Source organism: Blastocatellia bacterium, assembly GCA_035573895.1.
GTDB lineage: Bacteria > Acidobacteriota > Blastocatellia > HR10 > HR10 > DATLZR01.
The window spans coordinates 1-26,433 of record DATLZR010000152.1 but is presented as its reverse complement, the minus strand read 5'-3'; the positions used below and the strand labels follow the sequence as shown (position 1 = coordinate 26,433).

The 26,433-nt window shown below is 59.9% G+C and carries 20 protein-coding genes; 13 read left to right on the top strand and 7 right to left on the bottom strand.

The annotated features are described in order from the left end of the window. Window positions 1-2,028: DNA polymerase III subunit alpha (gene dnaE / locus VNM72_13145; GenBank protein ID HXF06343.1), on the top strand; the 2,028-nt coding region annotated here is incomplete at its 5' end. 249 nt (window positions 2,029-2,277) lie between these two features. Further along, window positions 2,278-3,420 (top strand): hypothetical protein, encoded by a 1,143-nt coding sequence (locus tag VNM72_13140; GenBank protein ID HXF06342.1) that lies wholly within the window; start codon window positions 2,278-2,280, stop codon window positions 3,418-3,420. A gap of 253 nt (window positions 3,421-3,673) precedes the next feature. Here the strand turns inward: VNM72_13140 and VNM72_13135 are convergent, their stop codons facing one another. Beyond that, complete coding sequence (locus VNM72_13135) at window positions 3,674-6,937, bottom strand: carboxypeptidase regulatory-like domain-containing protein (protein HXF06341.1); 3,264 nt, start codon at window positions 6,935-6,937, stop codon at window positions 3,674-3,676. A 453-nt stretch (window positions 6,938-7,390) separates the two neighbouring features. Beyond that, window positions 7,391-8,968, bottom strand: coding sequence for an amidohydrolase (locus tag VNM72_13130; GenBank protein HXF06340.1), 1,578 nt, complete (start codon window positions 8,966-8,968; stop codon window positions 7,391-7,393). A gap of 113 nt (window positions 8,969-9,081) precedes the next feature. Between VNM72_13130 and VNM72_13125 the strand changes: the two genes are divergently transcribed. Genes VNM72_13125 through VNM72_13115 form a run of 3 tightly spaced genes read left to right on the top strand, consistent with a single transcriptional unit; the run spans window position 9,082 to window position 11,611 of the window. Beyond that, window positions 9,082-9,441 (top strand): hypothetical protein, encoded by a 360-nt coding sequence (locus VNM72_13125; protein HXF06339.1) that lies wholly within the window; start codon window positions 9,082-9,084, stop codon window positions 9,439-9,441. Between the two features lie 3 nt (window positions 9,442-9,444). Next, a complete protein-coding gene (locus VNM72_13120) occupies window positions 9,445-11,004 on the top strand; it encodes an MraY family glycosyltransferase (protein HXF06338.1) in 1,560 nt (519 codons plus the stop codon). A gap of 7 nt (window positions 11,005-11,011) precedes the next feature. Then, window positions 11,012-11,611: an inosine/xanthosine triphosphatase gene (locus tag VNM72_13115; protein ID HXF06337.1), complete on the top strand. Its 600-nt coding sequence runs from the start codon at window positions 11,012-11,014 to the stop codon at window positions 11,609-11,611. Here VNM72_13115 and VNM72_13110 read toward each other — a convergent pair. Beyond that, window positions 11,599-13,287 (bottom strand): VWA domain-containing protein, encoded by a 1,689-nt coding sequence (locus VNM72_13110; protein ID HXF06336.1) that lies wholly within the window; start codon window positions 13,285-13,287, stop codon window positions 11,599-11,601. The two genes, VNM72_13115 and VNM72_13110, sit on opposite strands and share 13 nt — an antisense overlap. Window positions 13,288-13,676: 389 nt before the next feature. Between VNM72_13110 and VNM72_13105 the strand changes: the two genes are divergently transcribed. The 3 genes from VNM72_13105 (at window position 13,677) to VNM72_13095 (ending at window position 17,276) form a co-directional block, all read left to right on the top strand. Next, entirely contained in the window at window positions 13,677-14,897 is a 1,221-nt protein-coding gene (locus VNM72_13105; GenBank protein HXF06335.1) for a metallophosphoesterase, read from the top strand. 228 nt (window positions 14,898-15,125) lie between these two features. Next, window positions 15,126-16,478 carry an amidohydrolase family protein gene (locus VNM72_13100; GenBank protein ID HXF06334.1) on the top strand — a complete coding sequence of 451 codons (1,353 nt, stop codon included), beginning with the start codon at window positions 15,126-15,128 and terminating at the stop codon, window positions 16,476-16,478. A gap of 24 nt (window positions 16,479-16,502) precedes the next feature. Next, window positions 16,503-17,276, top strand: coding sequence for a glucose 1-dehydrogenase (locus VNM72_13095; protein HXF06333.1), 774 nt, complete (start codon window positions 16,503-16,505; stop codon window positions 17,274-17,276). 28 nt (window positions 17,277-17,304) lie between these two features. Here VNM72_13095 and VNM72_13090 read toward each other — a convergent pair whose 3' ends face one another. The 3 genes from VNM72_13090 to VNM72_13080 form a co-directional block, all read right to left on the bottom strand. Beyond that, complete coding sequence (locus tag VNM72_13090; GenBank protein ID HXF06332.1) at window positions 17,305-17,727, bottom strand: DUF309 domain-containing protein; 423 nt, start codon at window positions 17,725-17,727, stop codon at window positions 17,305-17,307. Further along, the gene (gene gyrA, locus VNM72_13085; protein ID HXF06331.1) at window positions 17,727-20,183 is read right to left on the bottom strand and encodes a DNA gyrase subunit A; all 2,457 of its coding nucleotides are present in this window, start codon (window positions 20,181-20,183) and stop codon (window positions 17,727-17,729) included. Before gyrA ends, VNM72_13090 begins: the two co-directional genes overlap by 1 nt. A gap of 108 nt (window positions 20,184-20,291) precedes the next feature. Then, window positions 20,292-21,539, bottom strand: coding sequence for a PP2C family serine/threonine-protein phosphatase (locus tag VNM72_13080; GenBank protein ID HXF06330.1), 1,248 nt, complete (start codon window positions 21,537-21,539; stop codon window positions 20,292-20,294). A gap of 204 nt (window positions 21,540-21,743) precedes the next feature. Between VNM72_13080 and VNM72_13075 the strand changes: the two genes are divergently transcribed. Then, window positions 21,744-22,751, top strand: coding sequence for an SH3 domain-containing protein (locus VNM72_13075; GenBank protein ID HXF06329.1), 1,008 nt, complete (start codon window positions 21,744-21,746; stop codon window positions 22,749-22,751). Between the two features lie 81 nt (window positions 22,752-22,832). Continuing rightward, complete coding sequence (locus tag VNM72_13070) at window positions 22,833-23,681, top strand: hypothetical protein (protein HXF06328.1); 849 nt, start codon at window positions 22,833-22,835, stop codon at window positions 23,679-23,681. A gap of 137 nt (window positions 23,682-23,818) precedes the next feature. Here the strand turns inward: VNM72_13070 and VNM72_13065 are convergent, their stop codons facing one another. Then, window positions 23,819-24,016: a hypothetical protein gene (locus tag VNM72_13065; GenBank protein ID HXF06327.1), complete on the bottom strand. Its 198-nt coding sequence runs from the start codon at window positions 24,014-24,016 to the stop codon at window positions 23,819-23,821. Window positions 24,017-24,141: 125 nt separating this feature from the next. Here VNM72_13065 and speD point away from each other — a divergent pair, with 125 nt between their 5' ends. From speD to VNM72_13050, 3 genes are all read left to right on the top strand, one after another. Then, complete coding sequence (gene speD, locus VNM72_13060; GenBank protein ID HXF06326.1) at window positions 24,142-24,552, top strand: adenosylmethionine decarboxylase; 411 nt, start codon at window positions 24,142-24,144, stop codon at window positions 24,550-24,552. Further along, window positions 24,483-25,514 carry a bis-aminopropyl spermidine synthase family protein gene (locus tag VNM72_13055; protein ID HXF06325.1) on the top strand — a complete coding sequence of 344 codons (1,032 nt, stop codon included), beginning with the start codon at window positions 24,483-24,485 and terminating at the stop codon, window positions 25,512-25,514. Before speD ends, VNM72_13055 begins: the two co-directional genes overlap by 70 nt. Before the next feature lie 171 nt (window positions 25,515-25,685). Then, on the top strand, window positions 25,686-26,433 hold a 748-nt coding region (locus VNM72_13050), incomplete at its 3' end, for an FAD-binding protein (GenBank protein ID HXF06324.1).

Here is a 26,433-nt window from a genome sequence, read left to right as displayed (position 1 = left end):
GGGATCGTCATCTCCCCACAACCGCTTCACGACCTCATTCCCGTCTACAAGACGCCCAAAGGCGAAATCACCACCCAGTTCGCCCTGGCGGATCTGGAGAAGACGGGAATGTTGAAGATGGATTTTCTCGCCCTGACGACGCTGACGATCATTGATGACTGCCTGAAGATGATCCAGGCCCAGACGGGCGAGACGCTCGACATGACCAAAATTCCGCTCGATGATCCGGCGACCTTCGCCCTCTTCGCCAACGGGGAGACCGACGCGATCTTTCAATTTGAGAGCGAAGGGATGCGCGACCTCTGCCGCCGTCTCAAACCCGAGAAGCTGGAGGATCTGGTAGCCCTCAATGCGCTCTATCGCCCCGGACCGATTGATAGCGGCATGGTGGCCGATTATATCGAACGACGACAGGGACGGCGCCGCGTCACCTACGATTTCCCCGAAGTCCGCGAAGTCCTGGAGACCACCTACGGCATTCCTCTGTACCAGGAACAGGTCATGGCGCTGTTTCAAAAGCTGGCCGGATATTCGCCGAGCGATGCCGACCTCATTCGACGGGCGATGGGAAAGAAAAAGCGCGAGGAACTCGACAAGCATCGAGAGGCCTTCCTTCAGCGAGGAGTGGAGCGCGGACATGATCGCGCCAAACTGGAAAAGCTCTGGCAGCAACTGGAGGGATTTGCCGATTATGCCTTCAATCGGTCGCACTCGGTGGCTTACGCCCATCTGGCCTATCAAACGGCTTATTTGAAGGCTCACTATCCCACTTTCTTTTATGCCGCCGTCCTCTCCAACGAACTCAACAACACCGACAAGGTGGTGAAATACATCAATCAGGCGCGGGCGCAGGGGATCGAGATTCTTCCTCCCGACGTCAACAGCAGCCGCGAAGGATTCACTCCTCAGGGGAGGAAAATTCGTTTCGGATTAGCCGCCATTAAAGGCCTGGGCTTGCCGACGGTCCAGGCCATCCTGGCCGCTCGCGATGCCGGCGGCCCGTTCCGTTCGATCTTCGATTTTGCCGCCCGCGTGGATCAACGGGTGCTCAATAAGCGCGTGCTGGAGAGTCTCATTAAGGCCGGCGCGTTTGATTCGCTCGGATACAAACGAAAGCAGTTGCTGGCCGTCGTGGATCAGGCGATTGACTTCGGCGCCCGACGCGAGCGCGAACGCGCCGTCGGACAATTCGGTCTGTTCGGCACGATGGGTGAGGCGACCACCACCGCCATCGAACCTCCGGTTCCCGATGTCGCCGACGAATCGGTGGAAGAGCAACTCCTGGGAGAGAAGGAAACGCTCGGTTTCTACGTCACCCGCCATCCGCTGGATCGCTACGCCCGCGAAATCGCGGCCTACACCGACGCGACGACGGAGATTCTCCTGATGCTCCGTGAGACCAAAGAGGAGCCCCCGGAGGCCGGAGCCGATCTCAACGGCGATGTGCCGGACTCTCCGCTGCCGCCCTCCTCACGGCCCATCGTACCCTCCTCTCGCGTGATCACCATCGCCGGGATCGTCACCAACCTGGCGGTGAAAACGACCAAGAAGGGCGATCGCTTCGCCGTCTTCGTGCTCGAAGACCAGTACGGTCATCTCAAAGTCGTCGCCTGGCCTGACGTTTACGCGCGCGCCAACGGCCTGCTGCGAGATGACGCCCTGGTCGTCGTAAGAGGCAAGCTGGAGGTCGAGGAGGGAACGGCAGCCCTTTTCGCCGAAGAAATTATGACGCTCCAATCACTGGCTGAGCGTCAGACAAAAGCCGTGATCATTCGCTTTCCCGCGGGTGGTGCGACACCGGCACAGGTGGACGCTCTCTATGGCGTCCTCGATCGGCATCGCGGCTCGGCTGACGTGATTTTTGAAGTCGAGTGCGAACGTGCTCTCTGGGCTACCGTCAAACCCAATCCCTTTGTCAAAGTGAAACCATCCCCTGATGTTCTCGCGGAGATCCGACGCATCTGTCCCGCGTGCGAGATCACGCTCGTCAATGGAACGCCGCCGCGATATACCGCGTCCGCCGGATGAACACCTGCTATGCCAGTCCCTGTCATATGTCAGGGCAAGAGAAGTGGGGGCAAAATCCCCACATCATGAGGCGATAAAACACAGGCGGTTGCGCCCTGCGAGTGTTGAGGAGTTCAACATGCTTGCCCGTAAGCATTTGATCCCCTTCGCCCATGTTCAACGTTATGCGACTCTCTTTTCGATGGCATAGAGTTTGCGGGCAAATTGATGAACTCACCCAACTGATCCTTTGACTGAGGAGGTTCGGATATGAGCAAACAGGTCAGACGCATGGTCCCGCTTGCAGTGGCCAGCTTTCTCCTCCTGGTGGGGTCGGGGAGCAGATGGGGGAGAAGTGGGCTGACGCACCTGCTTCTTCAGGAACCTGTTGTCAGTGCAGCTCAAGAACCCACCATCAACGACGCGTTCCCAACCAGCTTACACGCCACCCGCCGGGGGAAGCACACGTGGTATAGCAAACACAACGAGGGATTCGAAGCCTTGACCAATATCCCCATTGATCAACTGGCCTGCCTGAGGTGCCATCCGGGAACTCGCGCTGATGGGAGCCCTATTGACAGTGCGACCTACAAACCCGACTGCTCGGATTGCCATGTCCGTGTTGGTGATGCGGTAGCCCAAGAGACATGCCTGAAGTGTCATCGCCGACAGGCGTTAGAAATTGCCACCCTGCGCTTTCCCGATGTCCATCGGGACCTGGGTTTCACCTGTCGGAGCTGTCATACCAAACGCGAGATGCACGGCGATGGGCAGGTGTACCTCTCCTGGCTGGAGCCGGGTGCGATGGATGTCTCCTGTGATAGGTGCCATCGGACCGTCCCCTCCAATACCAGCCATGACATTCACCAGGCAACGGTTGATTGCACGGCTTGCCACACGCAATCCGTCCTCTCTTGCTTCAATTGTCATTTTGAAAGTCAGGTCGCCGGAGGCGTTAATCGTCCTTACGGCGTCCTGCAAGGCTTTATGCTTCTTGTTCGGCGCGAGGGTTCAGGGAAGGTTTATCCGGCCACGATCATGGGACTTACCTACCAGGGAAAGTCCTTCCTGGCCATTGCCCCGTATCGCGCCCATGCCATCGTGGCCAAGGGACGATCATGCGCTGAATGTCATGTGAATCAGGCGGTCACCGAATATGCCCAAACGGGAAAAATCACAATAACCCGTTGGGATGAGCAGCAAAAGAAGCTCATCGGTCCAAGCGGCGTTATTCCCGTGCCGCCCGATTGGCAGCAGGCGCTGAAGTTTGATTTCGTAACTTATACAGGCGATCCCCAATCGCCATCAACTGACCCGACAAAATGGGCCTTCCTGAAATCGGGCACTGACAAAAGACAGATGCTCTTTGCCAAGCCCCTCACACGCGAACAGATGCAAAAGCTCGCACAGTAACCTCCTTTCAGAGAGAACCCACCTTGTCGTAACACGGTGGGTTCTCTTTTTCCAGCACCAACGGACATCACATAAGCGGGCGGGAAGGAGAGTTCCGGCACAATGGCGAAGGCTCAGCTTGACGGCGCAGCCTGTCAGATGATGCGTATCACCATCGTTTTGGAGGAGCCCTCCTGATGGTAGAGCGGGAGTCCCACCGACCTTGGAGGAAAAAAGGGCCCGATGCTCTCGGAAGGAGCATCGGGCCATGCTATTAGAAGGTGTACCGCAGCGTGAAGATCATGCTCCGTCCGCCGGGCGTAGCTCCCGTCAATCCGAGATGTGACCAGCCGAGATTCAAATCAGGCTGTGTCGGGCCGACCAGCGTGGTCTCCGAGAGGAAGTTGGGCGGCGGATAGATATACTGGCGATGGTTGAAGACGTTGAACACTTCCCACCGCAGATGGAGAGAATGGCTCTCGGTAATGCGAATCTCTTTGACCAGAGCCATATCGAAGTTATTCACGCCCTCGGTGCGGAAGCGATTGCGGCCGGAATTCCCCACGATGCCGGAGTTAGTGCCGGGGACGATCCAGAAGGCAGCGGGATTGAGCGGACGTCCATCGGGACCCAGACCGGTGACCAGCGAGCGATCTCCCGCCGGATTGATCGAGACGCGCTGCGAGAAGGCAATCGTCGTGATCTGACCCGGCAGAATTCCCAGAGCATTGTTGTTATTGAAAACGGAGTAAGGCGTCCCCGATTGGAAGGTGGTGATTCCCGACAGCCTCCATCCCGCCAGCGTCTGACGCAGCACGCCGTTCTCCCCCTTATAGCCGGGGATGTCCCAGACGTAATTGATGACCAAGCGATGCGGTCGGTCGTAGATGGAGCGACCCCGATCGAGTCGGGCATCAATGGGGTTGGCGGGCAAGGTCTGAGCCAGCCAGGCTCCCAGGATGTCATCGCTCGTGCTGATATAGCTGGAATAGGTGTAGGCCGCGCCGAATTGCAGGCCATGGCTCAGCCGCTTGTCAACGGAGACCTGGAGCGAGTTATACCAGGACTGCGCATGACCATCCCCGACGAGGATGGAACCGCGCGCCGGGTCTCTCAAGTAGACGGCCTGTCCGCTGCGCGTCGTCAGTTGCAAAAACGGCAGGACGCTCTGATAGACCGAGGGATTGCGATCCACCGCCGCTTTGAAGAATCCGATGTTGGTCTCGTACTCGCGGATGAGCTTCAACGCCCGCGTGCCGACATAGCCGATGCTCAGCACATAGTCTTTGAGGAATTGCCGCTGGAGGGTGAGACTGTACTGATTCGTGTAAGGCTGGCTGACGCGCTTGTCCCGCGAGAAGTAGCGGTAGGGCAGAAGATCGGGATTTCCGCCCAGCCGAACGAAATCCTCCGGCGTCGGCGGCGACGGCCAGTTGCTGCGCAGGAAGAGGCGTTGACCCGAAATCGGACCCAGAGCGACCTGGACGCCGCGCGGGAAGTTCCGTGACGTATTCAGCAGGACGTTCTGGAAGATCTGGTCGTAGGTGAGCGAGTATCCTCCGCGAATCACCAGCTTGTCGCCTCCTGTCAATCGCCCCCAGAATCCCGTCGCCTCCGTCTTGGGATTCCAGGCGAAGCCAAAGCGCGGCCCCCAGTTGTTAATGTCCGGCGTCGCATTGGAGAAGAAGTTGAAGGGAGTGCCGGTGTACTCGTAGCGGATACCGAGATTGAGCGTCAGGTTCGTCGTCAGACGGAAATCATCCTGGAGAAACGCGCCCACCTCCGTCAACCGGCTGGGAACGTAGGCTTCTCCGGCGTATTGATTGAAGGTGGCGTTTTCATCACGCAGGAACGCCCGCAAATTGGGATAAGTCACCTGACCATCAACAATCGGAGCGAAGAACGAGTTCAATTGCACCCGACGAATGTCCACACCGGCTCGCAGAGAATGGCGACCGACGGTGTAGGTGTACTTATCCGCGTACTGGTAGATATTGTCGGTGCGGAACTGCGGGAAGTTGATGTTCCCCAGGTTGAAGGCCGCCCCCACCCCTCCGATGGAGAAGGCTCCGAAGCGGCGCACCGTCTCTCCCAACGGAAATGTAATAGCCCGGCGATTGTAGGCGAAGCGGAACTCGTTCACCGCCCGAGGCGAGAAAACGTGAGTGTGCACGAGCGTCAGACTCTGATTTCGCACCGCCGTCCCGATCTCCTGACCGCGCAAGGAAGCCGGTGTTCCCGGATCATCGCTGTCATCGAAGAGATAGCGGCCGAAGATCTGATCCTTATCGCTGAACCTGTGGTCCAGTCGCGTGAGGAAGCGATGGAAGTTCGTCTCGTACTTGAGCGTCTCGACGGCTCCGCGATTGAACCGAGCGAAGGGAATGAGCAGCGCCGGTTGACCGGCCGCCGCGACGTTCACGTTGAACCGGGTGGAAAAATCATTGGCCACCGGGAAGGTGTTGGCCAGAAAATCAATCGCCTCCGGCGCGAAGCCCTGGGCGGCAGCATTGGCCCGCAGCAGATCCAACCCCTCACGGGTGATGGCATTGCGAGCCGCCGATCCGAGTGTGCTGCGGAACAGATCAAAGTCATAGGAACCGAAAAAGAAGGTCTTCTCCTTCACCACCGGACCGCCAATGGTGAAGCCACCCAGATTTTCCACCGTCGGATTCTTAGCCGAGCGCAAGGCCTGATGCTTGGACAGACCTTGCTGTAATGCTCCCCGGTAGACGCGCTCTTGCTGAAGCGTCAGAGCATTCAGGCCATTGCCCGCCCAGGTCCAATGAACCGTTCCATGATACTCGTTGGTTCCCGACTTGGTGATGACGTTGATGACGGCACCCGAGTTGCGGCCCTGCTCGGCATTGAAATTGTTGGTCACGATCTGGAATTCAGCGACCGCTTCGGGAGGAACGGTCTGGCGCGGAATCGAGAGCGAGTCATCATTATTGTTGGATCCGTCCAGGTTGAAATTGTTCGAGCGCGACCGCCCGCCACTGGTGGCAAATCCCGAACCGGGCATGCCCGGAACGTTCGGCACCGTCCCCGGCACAAGCAGAGCCAGGCCGGTCAGCGTATTCCGTCCCGGCAACTCGAAAACCTGTCGGCTTTCGATGGATTTTGCCACTCGCGCTTCGGTGCGCTCGAGCAACTCAGCAGCCGTCGCCGTGACTTCAACCACTTCGGCGATTTCTCCCACCTGGAGTTGAATGTCCACACGGGTGATCGCAACCGCTCGCACGGCAATCCCGGTGCGAATCTCCTTCTTGAATCCGGGATGCTCCACCGTGACGGTGTAGTTTTCACCCACGGGGAGTGAGTCGGCCCGATAAAAGCCCGTCTCATTGGTCGTCAGGACCCGCGTGAGTCCTGTCTCTTCGTTTCTGATCGTCACCGTCGCTCCCTGAATCGGATCTCCCCGAGGATCGGTCACCACACCCGAAAGAGAACCCAGAATCGTTTGCGCTCTCAGGGACTCAGCCCCCAGAGCCCAAACCAGGCCGATGATGAGTGTCACTAGTGCCACGCGCTTCATAAAATCCACCTCCTCGCTGAATCTCGTGGCTTCGTGCGAAGCCGCTTCTTTTTACGCAAGCGACGTGCCACGGACCGTCATTTTGTTTGCCTCCGCCCCTCAAGAAGTTAGAGGCAGGCGGTCTCGCCACCTTCCGCCCCATTTCCAGAATCTCGGAAATCGCTTCCGAGATTTTGGAAAATTTTCCCACGACTTTTTGAAATTTTGCGCGAGGATGTGGAAGCCTTTCTTCTCCAGGACATTGCCCTGAACGACCGGCAAAAGCCCATGTCATCACCAACGACGAAGGAACACCGCCGATGGGGAATGAGCGACGTCAGGCGATTTCAGGTGATCGTGTCCTGCACAGATCACGCCGCCTCCCGATTGCGGGCTCGGCCACGACGACAAACCGTGCTCCCCACAATCGGGAGACCGACCGTGGAAAAGGGCGTCACGCCGCCAGCGCACCCATCAGTTGCCGGAGGATCGCACGGTGGGATACCGAATTCCCAATTGCTCCAGGTAGGTATCGTAGCGCGACGGATCAAAACGAAGCTTCTGCAACTGCGGGCGAAACTTCTCCATTTTCTCCTTGTTCAGGTGGATGGGTGGAGGCGTTCCCTCGGGAATGAGCGAGACCCACTTGATGTCCTTCGTTTGCTCGTGGAAGTAATCCCAGGCCGCCTTCACCAACGCCGGTTGGGTGAGGAAATCGAGCGCCGTGAGCGCGAGGGCCTTGGCTCCGGCTGTTGCTCCCTTATGGGCAATTGGCGTGGCCATGCTGACGGCATTCGCCCAGTTGTGACCGGGCAAGCCGGGAATGTTCCCCGGATAGCGCAGGTAGACCGTCGGCACATTCCAGGAGATCTCGCCGATGTCGTCCGATCCGCCGCCCATCGTATCGCCTCGCGGTTCCAGCCTCCCCACCTGAGTTCTCAACCCGGTGACTTCCGCGCCGATCTCTTTTTGAAGCGCCCGCGCCAGCGTTTGATCCTCCTCGCTCCAGGCGGGCATTCCCACTCGCTCGATATTCTTTTGCAGCGTTTCGGCGACGACCTTGTTGAAGTGAGTGGGCCAGGTGGCGGCGAGAACGCGTTCGCTCACCTCGGTGTCGGTCATCATCGCCGCCGCCCGCGCAATTTTCTGACCGAGTTCGTGCAACTGCTTGATGCGGGGATAATCCGTCTCGCGGAAGTAATACCAGACGGTCGCTCGATCGGGAACGACATTGGGCTGATCGCCGCCTTCGACAATCACGTAATGGGAGCGCTGTTGCAATCGCAGATGTTCCCGGCGAAAGTTCCAGGCGATATCCATGAGTTCAACGGCATCCAGCGCACTCCGACCGCGCCAGGGAGCGCCGGCACTGTGAGCCGTCTGACCGCGGAAGGTGAATTGCGTGGAGACCAGGCCGGTGTTGGCTTGACCGTAGGACGTGCTGAATCCGTCGCTGATGTGAGCGCCGAGAACGATATCCACATCTTTGAAGAGGCCCGCACGCACGTAATAGTTTTTGCTACCGAGCAACTCTTCGGCCACGCCGGGATAGAGCTTGAGCGTTCCCGGCAGACGGTATTTCTCCATGATCCGCTTGACGGCCGCCGCTGCCGTCACGATCACGGCCTGTCCCGCATTATGGCCTTCGCCGTGCCCCGGCCCGCCTTCGATGAGCGGATCATGATAGGCCACGCCGGGCTTTTGCGAGCTGCCGGGAATGCCGTCAATGTCGGCGATGAATCCGATGACGGGTTTGCCGCTCCCCCAGGTGGCCACCCAGGCGGTGGGGATTCCCGCGACGCCGCGTTCGACCCGGAATCCCTCTTTCTCCAGAATTCCCGTCACGTAGTTCGAGGTCTCGAACTCCTGAAAACCCAGTTCGGCAAAGCTGAAAATCATGTCCACCATGACCTGCGTTTGTTTCCTCATGCCATCAATCAACGTCAGGGCTTCGCGTTTGTACGTCTCGACGGGATCGGATTGCGCCCGCACAAGCGTGGCGAGCACAATGGCCATCGTCACAGCACCGAGTCTGCGAAAAAGTGTCTTCATCGCGCATCCTCCTTCGAAAAGTCATCACGGATGCACACGGATCGTCTCACCCTTCCGTGTTCATCTGTGGCGAGTTTTCATGGTTTCTCCCTTGAAAAACAATCTCCCAACGGATGAAAGGTTCCAACGGATCAGCCGTCAGTTGGCACCTTTCTTCCGCTGGCAAACAGATTTTCATCATGGCGTGGGTGACCCATCGGCGATCCTCGGGAACGGTCGCAGTGGGCACGGAATCGCACGGGCTCGTCCCCGCGCGTGCGCTGGCACGGCAGACAGGCGTCTCCGCGACCATCGGCCTCATCTGCGGTTTCCTCTCCCGCGTAGGATTGCGCCGTTACTCTACGCCGTTTGCTGCCGTTGTCAAGAGTGCACTCCGCATCACGAGGAGATCCATTCGAGAAGACCTGCTGTTGACAGATGTTTCCGGCGGTGATACCGTAGTGGCCGCCCGATGGCGCAGAGACAGTGCGTGAGCTATGAAGACATACGCCGCACTTTTCATCCTGGCAACCGTGCTCTCCTATATGCTGACGCCGCTCGTCCGGCGGTGGGCTACGGGCTGGGGAGTCCTTGACTATCCCGATGCGCTTCGACGGATTCACTCGCGGCCGATCCCGCGACTGGGCGGACTGGCGATTTACGCTTCGCTTCTGCTCACCCTGGCGGTGGTGCTGCTGCTGGACAATCTGGTCGCCGCTCAGTTCAAAGCGCATCTCGGCACGGTTATTAAGATGATGGCCGCGGCGACGCTCATTTTGCTGCTGGGCATCTACGATGATCTTCGCGGAGCGAATGCCCGAATCAAGTTCACGGTGCAGATTGCCGCGGCGGTTCTGCTCTACCTCTCCGGCTTTCAGATTACGCGGCTGTGGAATCCGCTGGGAGGGACCTGGGACCTCGGCCCCGCCCTGTCGCTCCCGCTCACGGTTCTGTGGGTGGTGGGAATCACCAACGCCTTCAACCTGATTGATGGACTGGACGGGCTGTCGGCGGGAGCTGCCCTGTTCGCGACGATGACGTTGTGCATCGCCGCTCTTTTCCATCACCAGGTGGTCGTCGTGGTCATCTCCATTGCTCTGGCGGGGGCGATTCTCGGTTTCCTGCGCTACAACTTCTCTCCGGCGACGATCTTTCTTGGAGATTCGGGGAGCCTCTTCCTCGGATTTCTTCTGGCAGCCCTGTCGGTGGAAGGGTCGCAGAAGAGCACGACGGCCATCGCCGTGGCCATTCCGCTCGTCTCCTTTGGGCTGCCCATTGTGGACACGCTGTGGGCGATCACCCGACGCGGCATCGGTAAGAGACCGCTCTTTCACGGTGACCTCGAGCACATCCACCACATGATGCTCAAACGCGGGCTCTCGCGTCGCCAGGTCCTCATCATCCTCTACGGCGTATGCGCTGTACTGGCGCTGGTGAGTCTTCTCTTTTTGAACCCTCAGGGGAAACTCACCGGCCTGGCTTTGTTTCTCATCGGCGTGAGCGTCTTCGCCGGAATTCAACACCTCGGCTACCACGAGTTCAACGAGATGATGTACACGGTGGGCAAAATTTTCCGCCATCATCGCGTGATGGCCAACAACGTGCATTTGCGTCGCGCCGTTGCTGAGCTGGAATCCGCCGAAACGCACAGCGATCTTTTCCGGGCGCTGGCGTCGCTCGCGGCAACCGAGGAGTTTGACGCCCTGACCGTGACGACACCTTCGGGAACCATCCTGTGGTCATGGCAGCGAGAGGATGTCCCGACCGTTTCCGCCAGAGAAGATCAAGCGGCAGTCCGAGAGGAACCTCTCCCCTCATCCCTGCTCATACCGGGAGATTACCCGCACACGGCGACGAGCAAGGAGAATCCGCTTCACCTCTGGCGATTGCACGTCCCGCTGTCGGGGACAAACGGTCGTCCCCTGGGCGAAGTGACATTTGCCCGGGCGATGTCCCGTGGTCCGTTGGAGATTGACATTCACCACCTCTGCACCCTTTTCCGCCATCGGTTGAGTCAAGCCCTGGAGCGCGTGGACCAGGCACCGGTTCACCGCTGATTGCCCTATGACGGAGAAGATTCGCGTCGCTCTGGCCTCCACGCGCCTGGCCAAACGCGAGGCCGTCGAGCAGGCGCTGGAGAGGATGATTCGCGCGGGGATCGTTCCCTGGCGTTCGTTTGAGATCATTCCTCGTGCAGTGATGACTGCCGCGCCGGCCATGCCGCTCACCGACGATGATCTCCTGCATGGTGCACGACAGCGCGTCGAACGCCTGATCGAACTCTTCACCGCTCAGGGATCATCGGCGGATTTTTACGTGGGACTGGAGGGTGGCTTTCACCGCCAGGCCGTCCAGGGGCAGCCGCTCACCTTTCTCCGAAGCTGGGCCTACGTGAGCGATGGTGAGCGCGGATTCTTCGGCTGCGGACCGAGCATCCTGGTGCCGGAGGCTCTGGCCGAAACGGTAATCAGCACCGGAGAGGAACTCGGTGACATCATTGACCACATTGCCCGCCAATCCGATGTGCGCAGTCAGCAAGGGACCTGGGGCGTGCTCAGTCGGAATCTCGTGACCCGAAGCGAGACATTTGCCCTGGCTCTCATCGCCGCCTTCGCTCCGTTTTACAATCCCCACCTTTACGAACGGGAACGTCATCGGGCATAGTAACCCCGCCGCGATTTGATCTTTGCGTTGGGACGACGGACCTCGACCCGAAGCGCGTGCCAGCGCCCGTCGCGCGCCGCTGTTGCGGGACTATAGGCCAGACTGTAGATCGTGCGCAATTCGCTCGCCACCCGTTCATAAATGCCCGCCAGATCATGGACCGTCGCCGCCCGATATAACGTCCCTCCCGTGTGCTCGGCCAATTGCGCCAGTTGCCCTCGGGCAATCGCATAACTCCGTGGGGATTCCCGTCGCTTCCGATGGACCATCTCCTCCTCGGTATCGAGATAGATGGGATAAATGATCACGTCGGATTCTTCCACCCGGCGCAACAATTCCTCAAACGTGTACCGGGACGGATACCATTCGGGTTGGCCGATCGAATTATCCACCCCATCGGTCATGACGACGATGGCCCGCCGCCGACTCGACTGCTGGTTCAGCACATCGAGCGTCTGCCACAATGCCTCGTAGAAAGCCGTTCCTCCTCCGCCGCTGATCCGCTCGATGCTCTCTTTGAGGACGAATCGCTGGCGGGTGAAGGGAGCGATGAGCCACAACCTCCGGGTGAAGGTGAAGACGGCCATCCGATCTTCCGGGCCGATCAAATCAACGAATCGCTGGGCGGCCCGCTTCATGACCGTGATCTTGCTCTCGGTGCTCCCGCTGGTGTCCAGGAGAAGCACGAGGTCAAACGGCGCTTCGACCGATGAAAAGTGCGTGATCGCTTGGGGGACGCCATCCTCGTAGATGGTGAAGTCTTCTTTCGTCAAATCGGTGATCGCTCGCCCGGACGGATCGGTCACGCTCACATTGACGTTGACCAGGGGAGCCTCCAGCGTGATGGCTCCATCATCCCGCAACGGTGACCGCCGGTCGCGAGCTGCCTCCTCCGGGCGGTCGAGAGGTTCATCAATGGATCTTTCTCCCCGACCCTCTGAAGGATGCTTCGCCAGAACGGGAGCCGTGACCACGCGGGGCTCGGCCGACGGCAGGAGGGGGACGCGATCGGCAGAAGCAATAACCGACGGCTGATCGAGCGCCGGAGGAAGAGCCACGAGACGTATCGTCCCGCTCGTCGTCCGAACACTCACGGGAGCCCCTCCGCGCCCCAGCCGCCCCCGAATGACATGTGCGTCAAATGCCCCGTACACGACGACCGGCAGCTCGGACTGAATCGTCCCCATCGTCGTCATCAGGGTGAGATCGGCGCCGTAATGAGCCGGCAGTTTCAAAGTGATCGCTCCATGAGTGGTCTCAGCGGTCAGGGCCTCTGGTTCACCGGAAAGTTCAATGGCCCCCGCTTCCGTTTTCAGCTCCAGCCGGGCGTGTTGCGGAACCTTCACCAGCAGATCCAGACGAGACATCGGCTGCGACCGAACGAGAATCGTCACGCGATCTCCATCACGGCGGAGAGAAACTTGGGATGACTCACTCGCCCGGCCCATTCCCCCCTTCTCGGCACTCCACAGGATGCGGTTTTCCGACCAGATGTCAACCCGGAGAGAGCCCAGGGGATTTTCGATTCTCACAGTCGTCCCCGGACGGATCTCGATGAGGGACTCGACCGCGCGCGTCGGGAGATTTCTCCCCGACTGCCATCCTCCCGCCACAGTGGACACCGTGCTGAGAAGGGACGCGACGAAAAGAAGCGACAGCGGCTGATGATGCCTCATTGTCCGACCCCCCTTCTCCCTTCAAGCTAAGCGCGCCACGGTCTTTCGGCGCAAGAATTGTTCGAGAGATAGTGACAGGACGATCTCAATTCTACTGCCAACCGGAGCAAAGGAGCAATGGAATCGTCTTTTCAAATCCGGTTGGTATTCCGCCAGATACGGACCATGCCGTTACAGGCGGTATCGCCGCGAGATATTTCCGTGCGTCAAACCCCGCCAGGCGGAGGGCTATAACCTCGGCCGGAGCGAAGCGGAGGGCCCTCGGATTCCCTCTTCTCCGCCGGAGAATTTTTGCCGTTTGGTTGTGTCTGGACGAGAGGAATCTCTTCTCGCTATCCTACAGTGCCGCCCCCGTGCGTAAAGGGAGACGGGCGAAAGGAGAATGAGTGATGCCCTGGCCTGCGCGAATGGTTTTGCTCATCAGCCTCCCGCTTCTGCTCACCTCGGCCTATGTCGGATGGAGGATGCATCGGGCAGTACGGATTCTGCGTCCCACCTCCTCGCGGACGTGGTCTCGCGTGATCATCGCCCTCGGCGTCTTCATCAACCTGCTTCCCCTCGTCGTGGTGTTGTCCTCGTTGCTGGGAGCGACGGTACGAATGCCGGGCATTCTCACGCGGGGAATGCTGGGCGATCTTCTTCTCCTTTATCCGTTCTGGATCGGCGTGCTTTTTGTCGGGCAGCTCGTCCCTTATCTTCTGGTCGTGCATGGCGGGGAGATCATTCTCCGAAGGACCGGACGATGCTCGCCTCGCCGCGAGAAGGGGCTCGCCGCGCTCACGCTCGCGTTGATTGCCGGCGGGCTTGTGTATATACCGCTGCGCGCTTTCCTCGACACCCACACGCTCCGCATTCGAGAAATGACGGTCCCGATCACGAAAGACCTCGGCTCGCTCCATGAACTCCGTCTGGTTCACATCAGCGATCTTCAACGCGATGATCGAACGGATGCGGCGCGGGTGAGAGAATTCGTCCGCCAGGTCAACCGGCTTCAGCCGGACCTCGTCGTCTTCTCTGGTGATCTCGTCACATCCGGAACGCGCTACATTGACGAGGCCGCGCGACTCCTGGGTGAGATTCGATCCCGGTTTGGCGTCTATGCCTGCATCGGCGATCATGATTATTGGGCCGATCCTCAGTGGATCCGGAGGAGTCTGGAGGAGCACGGAATCATCGTCCTGGAGGATGAAACCCGAGTCGTTCCGATCGGATCGGCGACGCTCACCATCACCGGCGTCACCAATATCTATCGTCGTCGTCCGTCGCGCGACATCCTGGAGCGCGCGATGGCGGGGCGGGACGAGCGGGCGCTCGCCCTCTTTCTCACCCACCAGCCGACGGTGGACCTCGTTCGGCGAGTGGCCGAGAAGGGATACGATCTCTTCCTCGCCGGACACACGCATGGGGGGCAGGTCGTCTTCAATTATTTCGGCTACCGCGCCTGCGTCTCAAATCGGGAAACATCTTTTGTGTCCGGTACTTTCCGCGTCGGTTCGATGCTGGTCAGCGTCACCAACGGCCTGGGTCTGACGCTGGCCCCGGTTCGGTTCCACGCTCCAGCCGAGATCACGCTCCTCCGAATTGTCCCCGAGCGCCACGGGAGTCACTAGCGAATAAGCCGATGAGAAACCCGTCAGTGGAGGAGCCGGGGGGACCGGAAACTGCACCTTGACACCACAAGCGATGAGCGTAGAATTCACCCGCCCATGAATCGGCCGAAAGACGATCTTTATAAGGGAGCGCGGACGTTCCCGTCTGCGACCATGCAAGGCGGGAGAAGTCGGCGCTATGAACCGCACAGGCTCGATGGGCCTGCGCGACATTTTTCGGAGGGTGCCATGCGATTCCTGACCCTGTGTCTTATTCTCACGAGTGTGAGTCTGCCCTGGAGTGTCGTCGCCCAGCAACCGGACGCGGCGCCGGTCGTGGCCATCAAAGCCGGGCGGCTCGTGGATGTAGTGAGAGGAGCTGTCGTTGAAAATGCCACGATCCTCATTCGAGGAGAGCGCATCGAGCGCGTCGGAACGGACGTGACGCCGCCTCCCGGAGCCACCCTTATTGACTTGAGCGGATACACCGTTTTGCCGGGCTTCATTGATATGCACACGCATCTGACATTCGATCCGAGCTACGGCTACGCGGATCGAGAGCTTCACCAATGGCCCGGCTACAGCGCCCTGGTGGGAGCCAAGAACGCGCGGAAAACCCTGCTGGCCGGATTCACCACCGTGCGCAATGTGGGAGCGCGAGAGTGGGCGGATGTGGCTCTGCGAGATGCCATTCGCGCCGGTCTCGTTCCCGGTCCGCGCCTTTTTGTCTCGGGATCGGGGATCGGGATTACGGGCGGCCACTGCGATACCAACGGCTTTCGGCCCGACCTCTTTTCCGAGCCCGGTCCGGAACAGGGAATCGTCAACGGACCGGACGAAGCCCGGAAGGCCGTTCGCTACCAATTGAAGTATGGAGCCGATGTGATCAAAATCTGCGCCACCGGAGGCGTCCTCTCCGCCGGTGATTCCGTGGGGGCGCCACAACTTACGCCGGAGGAATTGCGCGCCATTGTTGAGGCGGCCTCCGATGCCGGTGTGAAAGTAGCGGCTCACGCTCATGGCACCGTGGGCATCAAGAACGCCATTCGCGCAGGTGTCGCCTCGATTGAGCACGGGTCCATGCTCGATGAGGAAGCCGTCCGGCTCATGAAAGAACGCGGCACGTTCCTCGTTCCCACGGCGATGGCCATCGAAGCCGTGACCGCCGGCGCCCGCAGCGGACGGCTGGCCCCCTGGTCGGCCAAAAAGGCCCTGGAGATCGAACCCTTCGCTCGCCGCGCCCTTCGTCTGGCCATTCAAAGCGGGGTGAACATTGCCTTCGGAACCGATTCCGGCGTCTTCCCTCATGGAGAGAACGCCGATGAATTTCGCCTGCTGGTCGCCGCCGGAATGACGCCGATGCAAGCGATCCAGAGCGCCACCATTCAAGCCGCTCGGCTCCTCGGTCAGGAGCGCGAGCTGGGAGCCATCGAGCCGGGAATGTTCGCCGACATCGTGGCCGTGCGAGGGAATCCCCTGACGGACATCACCCTCCTCAAGAAAGTGGACTTCGTGATGAAAGGCGGCGTCGTTTACAAGCGCGAGGGCGTGGAAGTTCCCTTCGTTCCGGCGGCAGAAACCCCGTCGCGTCGGTCACCCTGAGTCTGGCATACGGGAGGAAGGACGATGGCTGAGGAGATGACCGGCAAACGAGCGCTCGTCACCGGGGCCTCCAGCGGGATCGGGCGCGCCACGGCCGAACTCTTTCTCGAATCAGGAGCGACGGTCGCTCTCGTCGGACGACGACGACAGGCCCTCGAGGATGTCATTGACGCTCTGCCCGACGCGCGCGCCCGGGCATATCCGCTGGTGGCCGATCTGACTATCGAGCGAGATTGCGAAGAAGTCATCGCGCGCGCCGTCGAGCTGATGGGAGGACTCGATGTCCTCGTTAATGCTGCCGGCATCCTCAAAAGCGGAACGATTGAGACGACATCGCTTCAGCTCTGGGACGAGATGATGGCGATCAATCTTCGCTCGGTCTTCTACCTCATGCATCTGGCGGTTCCCCATCTGGAGCGATCGCGGGGAACGATTGTGAATGTCTCTTCGGTGACGGGCATGCGATCGTTCCCCAACGTTCTGGCCTATTGTGTGAGCAAGGCGGGACTCGATCACCTGACGCGGTGCGCGGCGCTGGAGCTGGCCCCGAAAGGGATTCGCGTCAATGCCGTCAATCCCGGCGTCGTGGTCACCAATCTGCATCGCGCCGGGGGCATGAGCGAGGAAGCCTATGCGGCCTTTCTCGAGCACAGCCGAACGACGCATCCGCTCGGGCGTGTCGGGCAGCCGCGCGAAGTGGCCGAGCTGATACTTTTTCTCGCGTCGGATCGAGCGAGCTGGATCACCGGAGCCACCATCAGCATTGACGGCGGACGCGCTCTCACCTGCGCCCGCTAAGGATGGGAGAAAGACGTCGGCCTCTTTTTCAGGAACGCGGAGAGTCCGATGATCGGGAGGGGATGAGGGAGAGACGAGGCTGCACGTTCGCCCGGAGGCCGGAGCGCTGTCGTTCGGCGACATCATAAGAAAAAACCTCATCGAATTGTTCGATGAGCGCCGTCAGGTCGAGATCGAGAAAAGGGCTGGGGACCTGACCGAGCCGGCTGCGGGCCTTCTCGTACATTCGCCGGGCGGCTCCGTAGTGGCCGTGACTGTAATGATGCATGGCGGCGGCCAGTTGAATGAGTCCCTGGAAGAAGATGCGCTCGCTTCCGGACGATGAGAGCCACAACGATTCCCACGCCTCGTGAGCTTCAAAATAATCGCCCGCATTGAACAAAGCGATTCCCTGAAGGTACTCCGGTGGATACGACGCGTCGGGTGGACGGTTTTGACCGGAGGGTTCCATCAGCCCTTTTGCGCCGTGTCCGCCTGGTCGTCCTCTCGGCCCACGAGCGAGGCGGAGGCGACGAAATCATCCTCGGCGAGTTTGATCAAGCGGACGCCCTGAGCGCTCCGTCCGGTCTCACGAATCTCGGAGGCCTCGATGCGCAGGAGTTTTCCCTGACTGGTGATGATCATCACCTCGTCATCCTCTTTGACCGGCATGACGGCGACGACGCGGCCGTTGCGCTCGGTGGTTTTGACGTTGATGACGCCGCGACCGCCACGGGATTGAATCCGGTATTCGCTCAGGGGCGTCTGTTTGCCGAAGCCGCGTTCGGTGATCGAGAGCATCTGCTCGTCGCCGGTGACGGCCGAGACGCTCACGACGTAGTCGCCGTCGCGCAGGTCAATGCCCCGGACGCCACGCGCCTGCCGTCCCATCGGACGCACGTCGCTTTCATCGAAGCAGATGGCCATACCCTGATGGGTGGCGATGAAAATCTTCTTCTTGCCGTCGGTCAGCTCAGCGGAGATGAGTTCATCGTCGTCATCTACGGTCATGGCGATCAGGCCGCTGGCCCGCAGGTTATCGAATTCGGAAAGCTGCGTCTTCTTGATGATCCCCTTGCGGGTGACCATGACGACGTATTTGTCGGGGGAGAAGTCGCGGACGGCGACGATGCCGGCGACTTTCTCCTCGGTACTGATATTGGCCAGATTGGTGATGGCCCGACCGCGACTGGCCGCTTGGGCCTCGGGGATCTCGTGAACCTTGATGTTGTAAACCTTGCCCTTATCGGTGAAGACCATGACGAAGCTGTGAGTCGAGGCGACGAAGACTTTGGAGACGAAATCCTCCCCGCGGATGATCATGCCGTAGCGCCCGCGCGTTCCCCGGCTCTGCTGACGGAACGTCAGAAGAGGCGTTCGCTTGATGAACCCGCTGTGGGTGGTCGTGATGACGACTTCCTCGTCGGGGATGAGGTCTTCGAGGCGAATCTCCGCTTCCTCATCCACAATCTGGGTGCGACGGGCATCGCCATGCTCTTTCTGGACGGCGCGAAGTTCCCTGATGATGACGTTGCGCAGGACGCGATCGCTGGCGAGGATCTCTTTCAATTCGGCGATCTTTTTGATGATCTCCTCATACTCCTCGACGAGTTTCTCTCGTTCGAGGCCGGTCAGCCGTTCCAGCTTCATATCGAGGATGGCCTGCGCTTGCGCCTGGGAGAATTTGAACCGGAGCATCAGCGCCTCGCGCGCCTGGGCGCCGGTCTTGGACTTGCGAATGAGGGTGACGATGGCATCAATGTGATTGAGCGCCCGTTTCAATCCCTCCAGGATGTGGGCGCGGGCTTCGGCTTTGGCCAGTTCGTATTCGGTCCGGCGACGAACGACCTCCCGGCGGAAGTTGATGAATTCCTGGAGCGTTTCCACCAGGTTGAGGACTTTCGGCTGACCGTTGACGATGGCCAGATTGATGACGCCGAAGGTCTCCTGCATCGGCGTCAGCTTGTAGAGCTTGCTGAGGATGACCTGCGGGACGGCATCGCGTTTGAGTTCAATGACGATGCGCATCCCCTCTCGACTCGACTCATCGCGGAGGTCGGCGATGCCTTCGAGCCGTCGCTCATTGACCAGCTCGGCGATCTTCTCGATGAGCTTGGCTTTGTTGACCTGATAGGGGATCTCGGTGACGACGATGGCATCGCGTTGAGAGGTGCCCCGCCCGATGCGATCAATGGCCGCGCGCGCCCGCATGATGATGGTGCCGCGCCCCGTCAGGTAGGCCTGACGAATCCCCTCGCGCCCGTAGATGAAGCCACCGGTGGGGAAATCCGGGCCGGGAATGAAGCGCATGAGATCCTCAACCGTCGCCTCGGGGTTTTGCAGCAGATAAATGGTCGCTTCAATGACTTCGTTGAGATTGTGCGGCGGGATGTTCGTGGCCATCCCCACGGCGATGCCCGATCCGCCATTGACCAGAAGATTGGGGAAGCGGACGGGAAGCACCGTCGGCTCTTGCAGCGAGTCGTCGTAGTTCGGCTGGAAATCCACCGTGTTCTTCTCAATATCGGCCAGCACCTCATCGGCGATCTTGGCCAGCCGGATCTCGGTGTACCGCATGGCTGCTGGTTCATCCCCATCCACGCTGCCGAAATTCCCCTGGCCGTCAATCAGCGGATAACGGATCGAGAAGGGTTGAACCATGCGTACGATGGTTTCATAGACGGCGGCTTCCCCGTGCGGGTGGTACTTGCCGATCACCTCGCCGACGACGCGGGCGCTTTTCTTGTGGGGTTTGTTCCAGCTATTGCCCAGCTCATGCATGGCCCAGAGAACGCGACGATGGACGGGTTTGAACCCATCGCGAACATCGGGCAACGCCCGCCCGATGATGACCGACATGGCATAGTCGAGATAACTCCGCTTGATCTCCTCATCGAGATTCACCTGAATCTTCTGCGGTGCTTCCATCACATCCTCCGCGAATGTGGTGATTTTTGCCCGAGGGAACCCTGTGCTCTTCCGTTATCCTCTCCCCCGGACAACAGTCCCTTCCGTTCACCGGACCAAACGCCTCTCTCAGGAGAGTGTTGCCAGCCCGTCGAAAGCCAGCATCGGCTCATCCGAGGGGTCGGTGCGAGGTCCTCCCCTCACTTTGAGATACCAGAGCGTCGAAGCGACAGCTCCCAGCAGCAGAAGAAAGAGAATGATCAGCAGGGCCAGCGACAGACCCCGGGCGTGATTCCTGTCGGCAGGCGACGACTCTTCCCGCTCAAACGTCTCGATCCCCGGCATCGGATCGTCCGCTGTCGGGGACTGATCGTCGCCCTCGCTTTGCTCGCGCGTTCGCTCGTCTTGCTCCGTGAGCAGATGAAGGGGAAGCGATAACGAAGGGTCGTTCCACACCTCCGGCTCAATGGTATCGGGAAGCCGGTTGTCTCGCTCGATCCGCACGGTCGTCAGCTCCTCGTGCTCGGCGGCCGGCGGCAATCCCTCGCCGGCGAAGCGGGCCACAACCACGGTGATGTTATCTTCCCCGCCCCGCTCGTTGGCCAGGCGAATCAACTCGGCACACGCTGTCGCTTCATCCTTCGCTCCCCGAATGATCTCGGCCATCTCCGGAGCCGTCACTTTATTCGACAGCCCATCGGTGCACAACAAAACGACATCGTCGCGGCAAAGAGGAATCTTCTCCACGACAATGACCGTGTTCGGTTGAGCGCCCAGGGCCTGAAGGATGATGTTGCGGTAAGCGTGCCTCTCGGCTTGATCGGGCGTCAAATAGCCCGCATCAACCAACTGTTCGACCAGCGATTGATCCTTCGTCACCTGTTTGATGCGATCCGCCCGAAGCAGATAAGCTCGACTGTCTCCCACCTGCGCCAGATGAAGCGTTCCCTGATGAAAAGCCGCTGCCGTGAAGGTGGCTCCCATACCGGTGAACTCAATCCGCTGTTGACTCCGCTCGAAGATGAGCGCGTTAGCTTGCTCCAGGGCCAGGCGCAGACGCTCCGAAAAGGCGAACTGACGGTAGGAAGGAGATTTCTGAAAGTGCTGAATCAAGCGGGTGACGGCCGTGACGGCAAGCTGACTGGCGACCTCACCGGCGAGGGCTCCGCCCATACCGTCGGACACAGCCAGAATCACGCCCTCCTCTCCCACATCAAGCGGCAACATCCCGACCGGCGGAAGTGCTCCGTCGGCAGCCGTCCAGGACACGCCGCGGGTGAGATCGAGGACGAGAAAATTATCCTCATTGTTTTGCCTCACCAGCCCGACATCGGTCGCCGCGTGAAGCGTCACTCGAACCGATCCCGTCATTGGCATACCCTCTATTATACCGACTCGCTCCGCGAAGACAACCAACAACTATTGTTCAGACTGTGGGTACCGAGCAGGGGAAAAGCTCGCCGGCGCTCTCCGGGCGCGCGGCATGGGCGATGGAAGTGACATCCCCGGTTCCCGCCTTGCTCGATGAAAAACGCAACCTTTAAGATTATCCCGTCGGATGTTGAACGGGCGCGACGGGACATGAAGAGGATATCGCATCTGGTGTGCGCTTTCCTGCTGGCCATCCCTCTTACCAGCTGCCAGCCGATCGGGCGACCGGCGAAAATTGATGACGGGATCATCATCTCCGAGGCCGTTGCTGTGCGGAATTCAACGGCGGTGCTTGCCGTTGAACTGACCCAGGTCAGGCGAGGCGATGAGGTCGCCATTCTCGAACGGCGCAAGGACTGGGTGAAGATTCGGACGTCGTCAGGAGTCGAAGGATGGATCGAAGCGCGAGAGGTCATCAGCAAACAGATGTACCTTCAGGCCAAAGCGCTGGAAGCGGAGAGCCGGGCTATCCCCGCTCAGGCCACGGGTCAGGTCACCGGTCATGTCGCCTTACGCATCACGCCCGGACGCGCCTCGGATGACAACATCATCTTTTACGTGCCCAGCAACACGCTCGTCGAAGTTCTGGCGCGGGTGAAAACGGAGCGGATGAGCACCACCGTCGTGCCGAAACGCTACGACCCCCCTCTGCGCGCTCGAGCGAAAGAAACGAGGAGCGAATCCTCGATACAATACGACTACTGGTATCAGGTGCGCTTGCCGGAATCGTTTCTCGTTCGGACGGGATGGATTTACGCGCCGCTGGTGGAATTGAAAGTGCCCGAGCGTCTCATCCACCTTCAGGGAGACTACAGCATCGTGGCCTGGTATGAACTGGCCACGGTTGAGGATGAAGAAATCGGTCCGTCAACGCACTATGTCACGTTCGATCGGCATCGCCTGCGGCCCGTTCCCGGCACCGATTTCGATCATCTCCGGTTGTGGGTGTGGGACCTGGAGCGCCATCGCTACAAGATCGGGCGCTGGGAGATCACGCATGGAGTCTTTCCCGTTTCTCATCGGGTGATGGGGACGACGCACCTCTTTCAGCTCAAGCTCTATCATCCGAGGACCGGCGAGCTGTACGACGCCGACTACACGGTGGATGTGAGCGATCCCACCAATCCGCGATTGATCCCGCCGAAGCGGCCGCGCTGAGAGGCTTGCCTGAACCGGACGACAACGATTATGATGGCGTGCGCTATGACACCGCCGGAGGAGAGGCCCTCGTTCTCGCCGATGTGGAGAACCGGCACGCGCCGTCCCCACCGATCCCTTGGTGTGGGATTGATCCTTGTCCTGCTCACGGCTTCCCCTTCAACAGGCCAGCGCGTCCAGGAGAAAGGGCAGGCGAAGCCGGAGAAGAAAACCTTCGAGGTTCAGGATAAAAAAGCGTTGGAGATCGTCCAGCGCACAATCGCCGCCTACGGGGGACTCGCTTCGATCATCTTCCTCCGTCAGAAGGGACAGATGCGGGGTCTGGTCAGGTCCTATCTCGCCGATGGGACGACCCGCGAAGGAGAAATGACGGTGAAGTTTCTTCACCGGCTGGAAAATCCCGAAGACCTGAAGTGGATGGAGCTGAAATTTCGCGGAGCGCCAACCCTGACCATAGGCTATGACGGCTCGCGGGTGTGGGCCACGGAGGAGGGGCAGCCGATCGTCCTTCGCCTCCGCACCGAGGCGGCCTTCAAGGCCGATCTCGTCCATCACTACGAAGCCTTACTGCGCTATCAGGAGTATCAGGCACAGCCCCGCTACGCGGGACGGGAGAAAAAGAGCGGGATCGAACTCGACGTCATCACTCTGACTCTGCCCAATGGAGCCGAGACCCGTTTCTTCATCAGCGTACGAACCTCGCGCATCCTTCACATCGAGTACGATGTCCCCATCCCGGGACAGGAGAAACCCGTTCGCTTCCGCGACTCCTACTACGACTTTCGCGTCGTTCAGACGACGCTGGTGCCGTTTCGCGTCGAGCGGTACGAGGATGGACGATTGGTGCAGGAGATCCGCTTCACCGAAGTGGCCTACGGCGTCCAGATCGAAGAAACCGACTTCAAACCGCCGGCTCAGCCGGGAGCGTGACGTGACATTCCAGCCGTCCCGGGCGTGATTTCACCACCCGGTCGTTTATCGAGCCGCGACATCTCCCCGACGAGCTTGTTCCCGGAGAAGGAAGTGCCCGCTGAAATGAGGATGTCTCATTGTGCCGGGAAGATGTTTTACCCGGCCATAGCTGGCGATCTCCCATCCCCACCGCCTGCGCGAATGCCGGGAATTTTTCTCGCCCAGGTTGTGACAGCGGCAAAAGGCGAAAGTTTCTCCGCGTTCTCCGGCTCACTGTGGTCAACGAGGGTCTTGATTTCCCCGCCCTCTGCTACTATATTGGGGAATTTGTTGAACTCATCGGTGATGGCCACAGCGTGCCGTGACGAAGTGGCATCGCGCCGATGATGCTCGCAAGGAGTAGGGAGCGCCAAAGGGGTGCTCCACGTTTTGCGAAGGAGGTGATCAGGAAACTCTTAGGATAAGGGGGACACGGACAATGGCCATCAGCATCCATATCCTGGGAGAGCTTTATGGTGTGGATCAACAAACCCTCAGCTTCGTAGAAAATCTCGAGCCCATCATTCGCCGTGTTGTCCGCGAGAGCCGTTTCAATGTCCTCGACACGGCCTTCCACCAATTTCACCCCGTCGGAGTCACCGGTTTTGTTCTCCTGGCGGAATCGCATCTGAGCGTTCACACCTGGCCGGAGGAATCCTATCTGGCCCTGGATATTTTCAGTTGCGGTTCGCCGGAGCAGGCCCTTCACGCCTTTGAGGCGCTGGTCCGCGAACTGGCTCCGACCGAGGTGGAGAAAAAGATCATTGATCGAGGCCTATCATGGAAAAGCCGGGGAGTATCATCCTCACTGCCTTACGAAGCGGTCGGAAAAGCTTGTGGCACATCCTGAGCCTCTGGCCGTATTCGATCCGCGAGCTGTTCGAGGAGCTGGAGAAGCTACGGGCTGAGGGGCTGATCGAAAAATCAGGTCGTGGCTGGAGCGAACTCGACGCCACGGAGAAAGGACGCGCCGAGGCGCCATCTGTCGCCGAGGAGGAGTTGGTCTGTCCTCGGTGTCAGGGACGAGGCGTGACGATCCCGTCCCTGTGGCTGGAGCGCTTTCGCGCGCTGGTAGAGGAACGCCCGCTGCCCGTCGCCGCCTATGATCAGGGATTCATGCGAGCTGAGGATGCTCTGGCTCGCGTCGTCTTCATGCACCGAATGGGCGACGTCGCCGACCGTGATGTACTCGTGCTGGGCGATGACGATCTCATCAGTCTGGCTCTGGCCGTGACGGGCATGACCCGCCGCATCGTCGTCCTGGATGTGGATGAGCGGCTGGAGGAATTCATCCAGAAGACGAGCCGGGAGCAGAAGTTCCCCGTCGAGTTTCGCCGTCTCGACCTCCGACAACCTCTGCCTCCCGACCTGGTGGCCCGCTTCGATACCTTCGTCACCGATCCGGTCGAGACCCGACCGGGCATCGAGCTTTTTCTCTCACGGGCGGCGTCGAGCCTGCGTGGGCGCTACAGCGCCGGCTACTTCGGTCTGACCACGCTGGAAGCGTCGCTGACCAAGTGGCGCGATATTGAGTCGCTGCTGCTGCGCATGAATCTCGTCATCACCGATGTGCTGCGCGACTTCAGCACCTATCCGGAAAATGAAAACCGCTGGCAATCCTTTTACGCCAGCTACCGGATGATGTCGCTCTTTGACATCGCCGGATCGTTGCCCGATACCGATTGGTACCGATCGTCATTTCTGCGGGTCGAGGCCATCGCCCCTTTGCGGCCAACGATTGAAGGAACGTCAGCTCTCACCCCGGAAGAGCTGTACTTCGATGAGGAAACACTGGCCACTCCCCGGTGGTAAAGAGATCGTTTTTCTTCCCTTCAGAGACCGAACCGGGACGAATCCGTGTGAACCGAGCGACCGGGGGGATTCTTTTCCGCTCCTGCCTCCGAGAGCTTCTCTCCACCGTGCCCCCGCGGAGAACTGGTCAAGGGGCTTCGAGGTGAGCTATCCTCACTCCCGGAGATCACGATGGTGGCGTCATGGATCAGTGAACTGAGAGCGCTGCTTGGCGGGGAACGCGTGCTGTCTGATCCCGATCAGCTTCTCGTCTATGAGTGCGATGCGCTCAGTCTTCATAAGCATCGCCCGGAAGCCGTCATCTTTCCCACCACCACAGAGGAAGTCGCCGGTGCCGTGAGGATCCTCTCCCGTCACGGAATTCCCTTTGTCGCTCGCGGCGCGGGAACAGGATTGAGCGGCGGTGCCGTCGCTCCGGCCGGCGGAGCGATCATCGAGCTGGCGCGCATGAATCGCATCCTCCACATTGATTACGAGAATCGTCTGGCCGTCGTGGAACCGGGAGTCATTAACATCATGCTCTCGCGGGCCGTGGCCGACGCGGGCTTGTTCTATGCCCCCGATCCCTCGAGCCAGATGTCTTGCACGATTGGCGGCAACGTGGCGGAAAATTCCGGCGGCCCGCACTGTTTGAAATACGGGATGACGACCAGTCATATTCTCGGCCTCGAGGTCGTCCTGCCGACCGGGGAGGTCATTTCGCTCGATGGGAACGGGACCGATGCGCCGGGATATAACCTGCTCGGCGTTTTCATCGGCTCGGAAGGAACTTTCGGCATTGCCACCAAGATCATCGTTCGGCTGACGCCCGTGCCCCAGGCCGTGCAGACGCTGCTTGCCGATTTTCTCACGGTGGAGGCTGCCAGCCACACGGTCTCCGACATCATTGCGGCGGGGATTCTTCCGTCGGCGCTGGAGA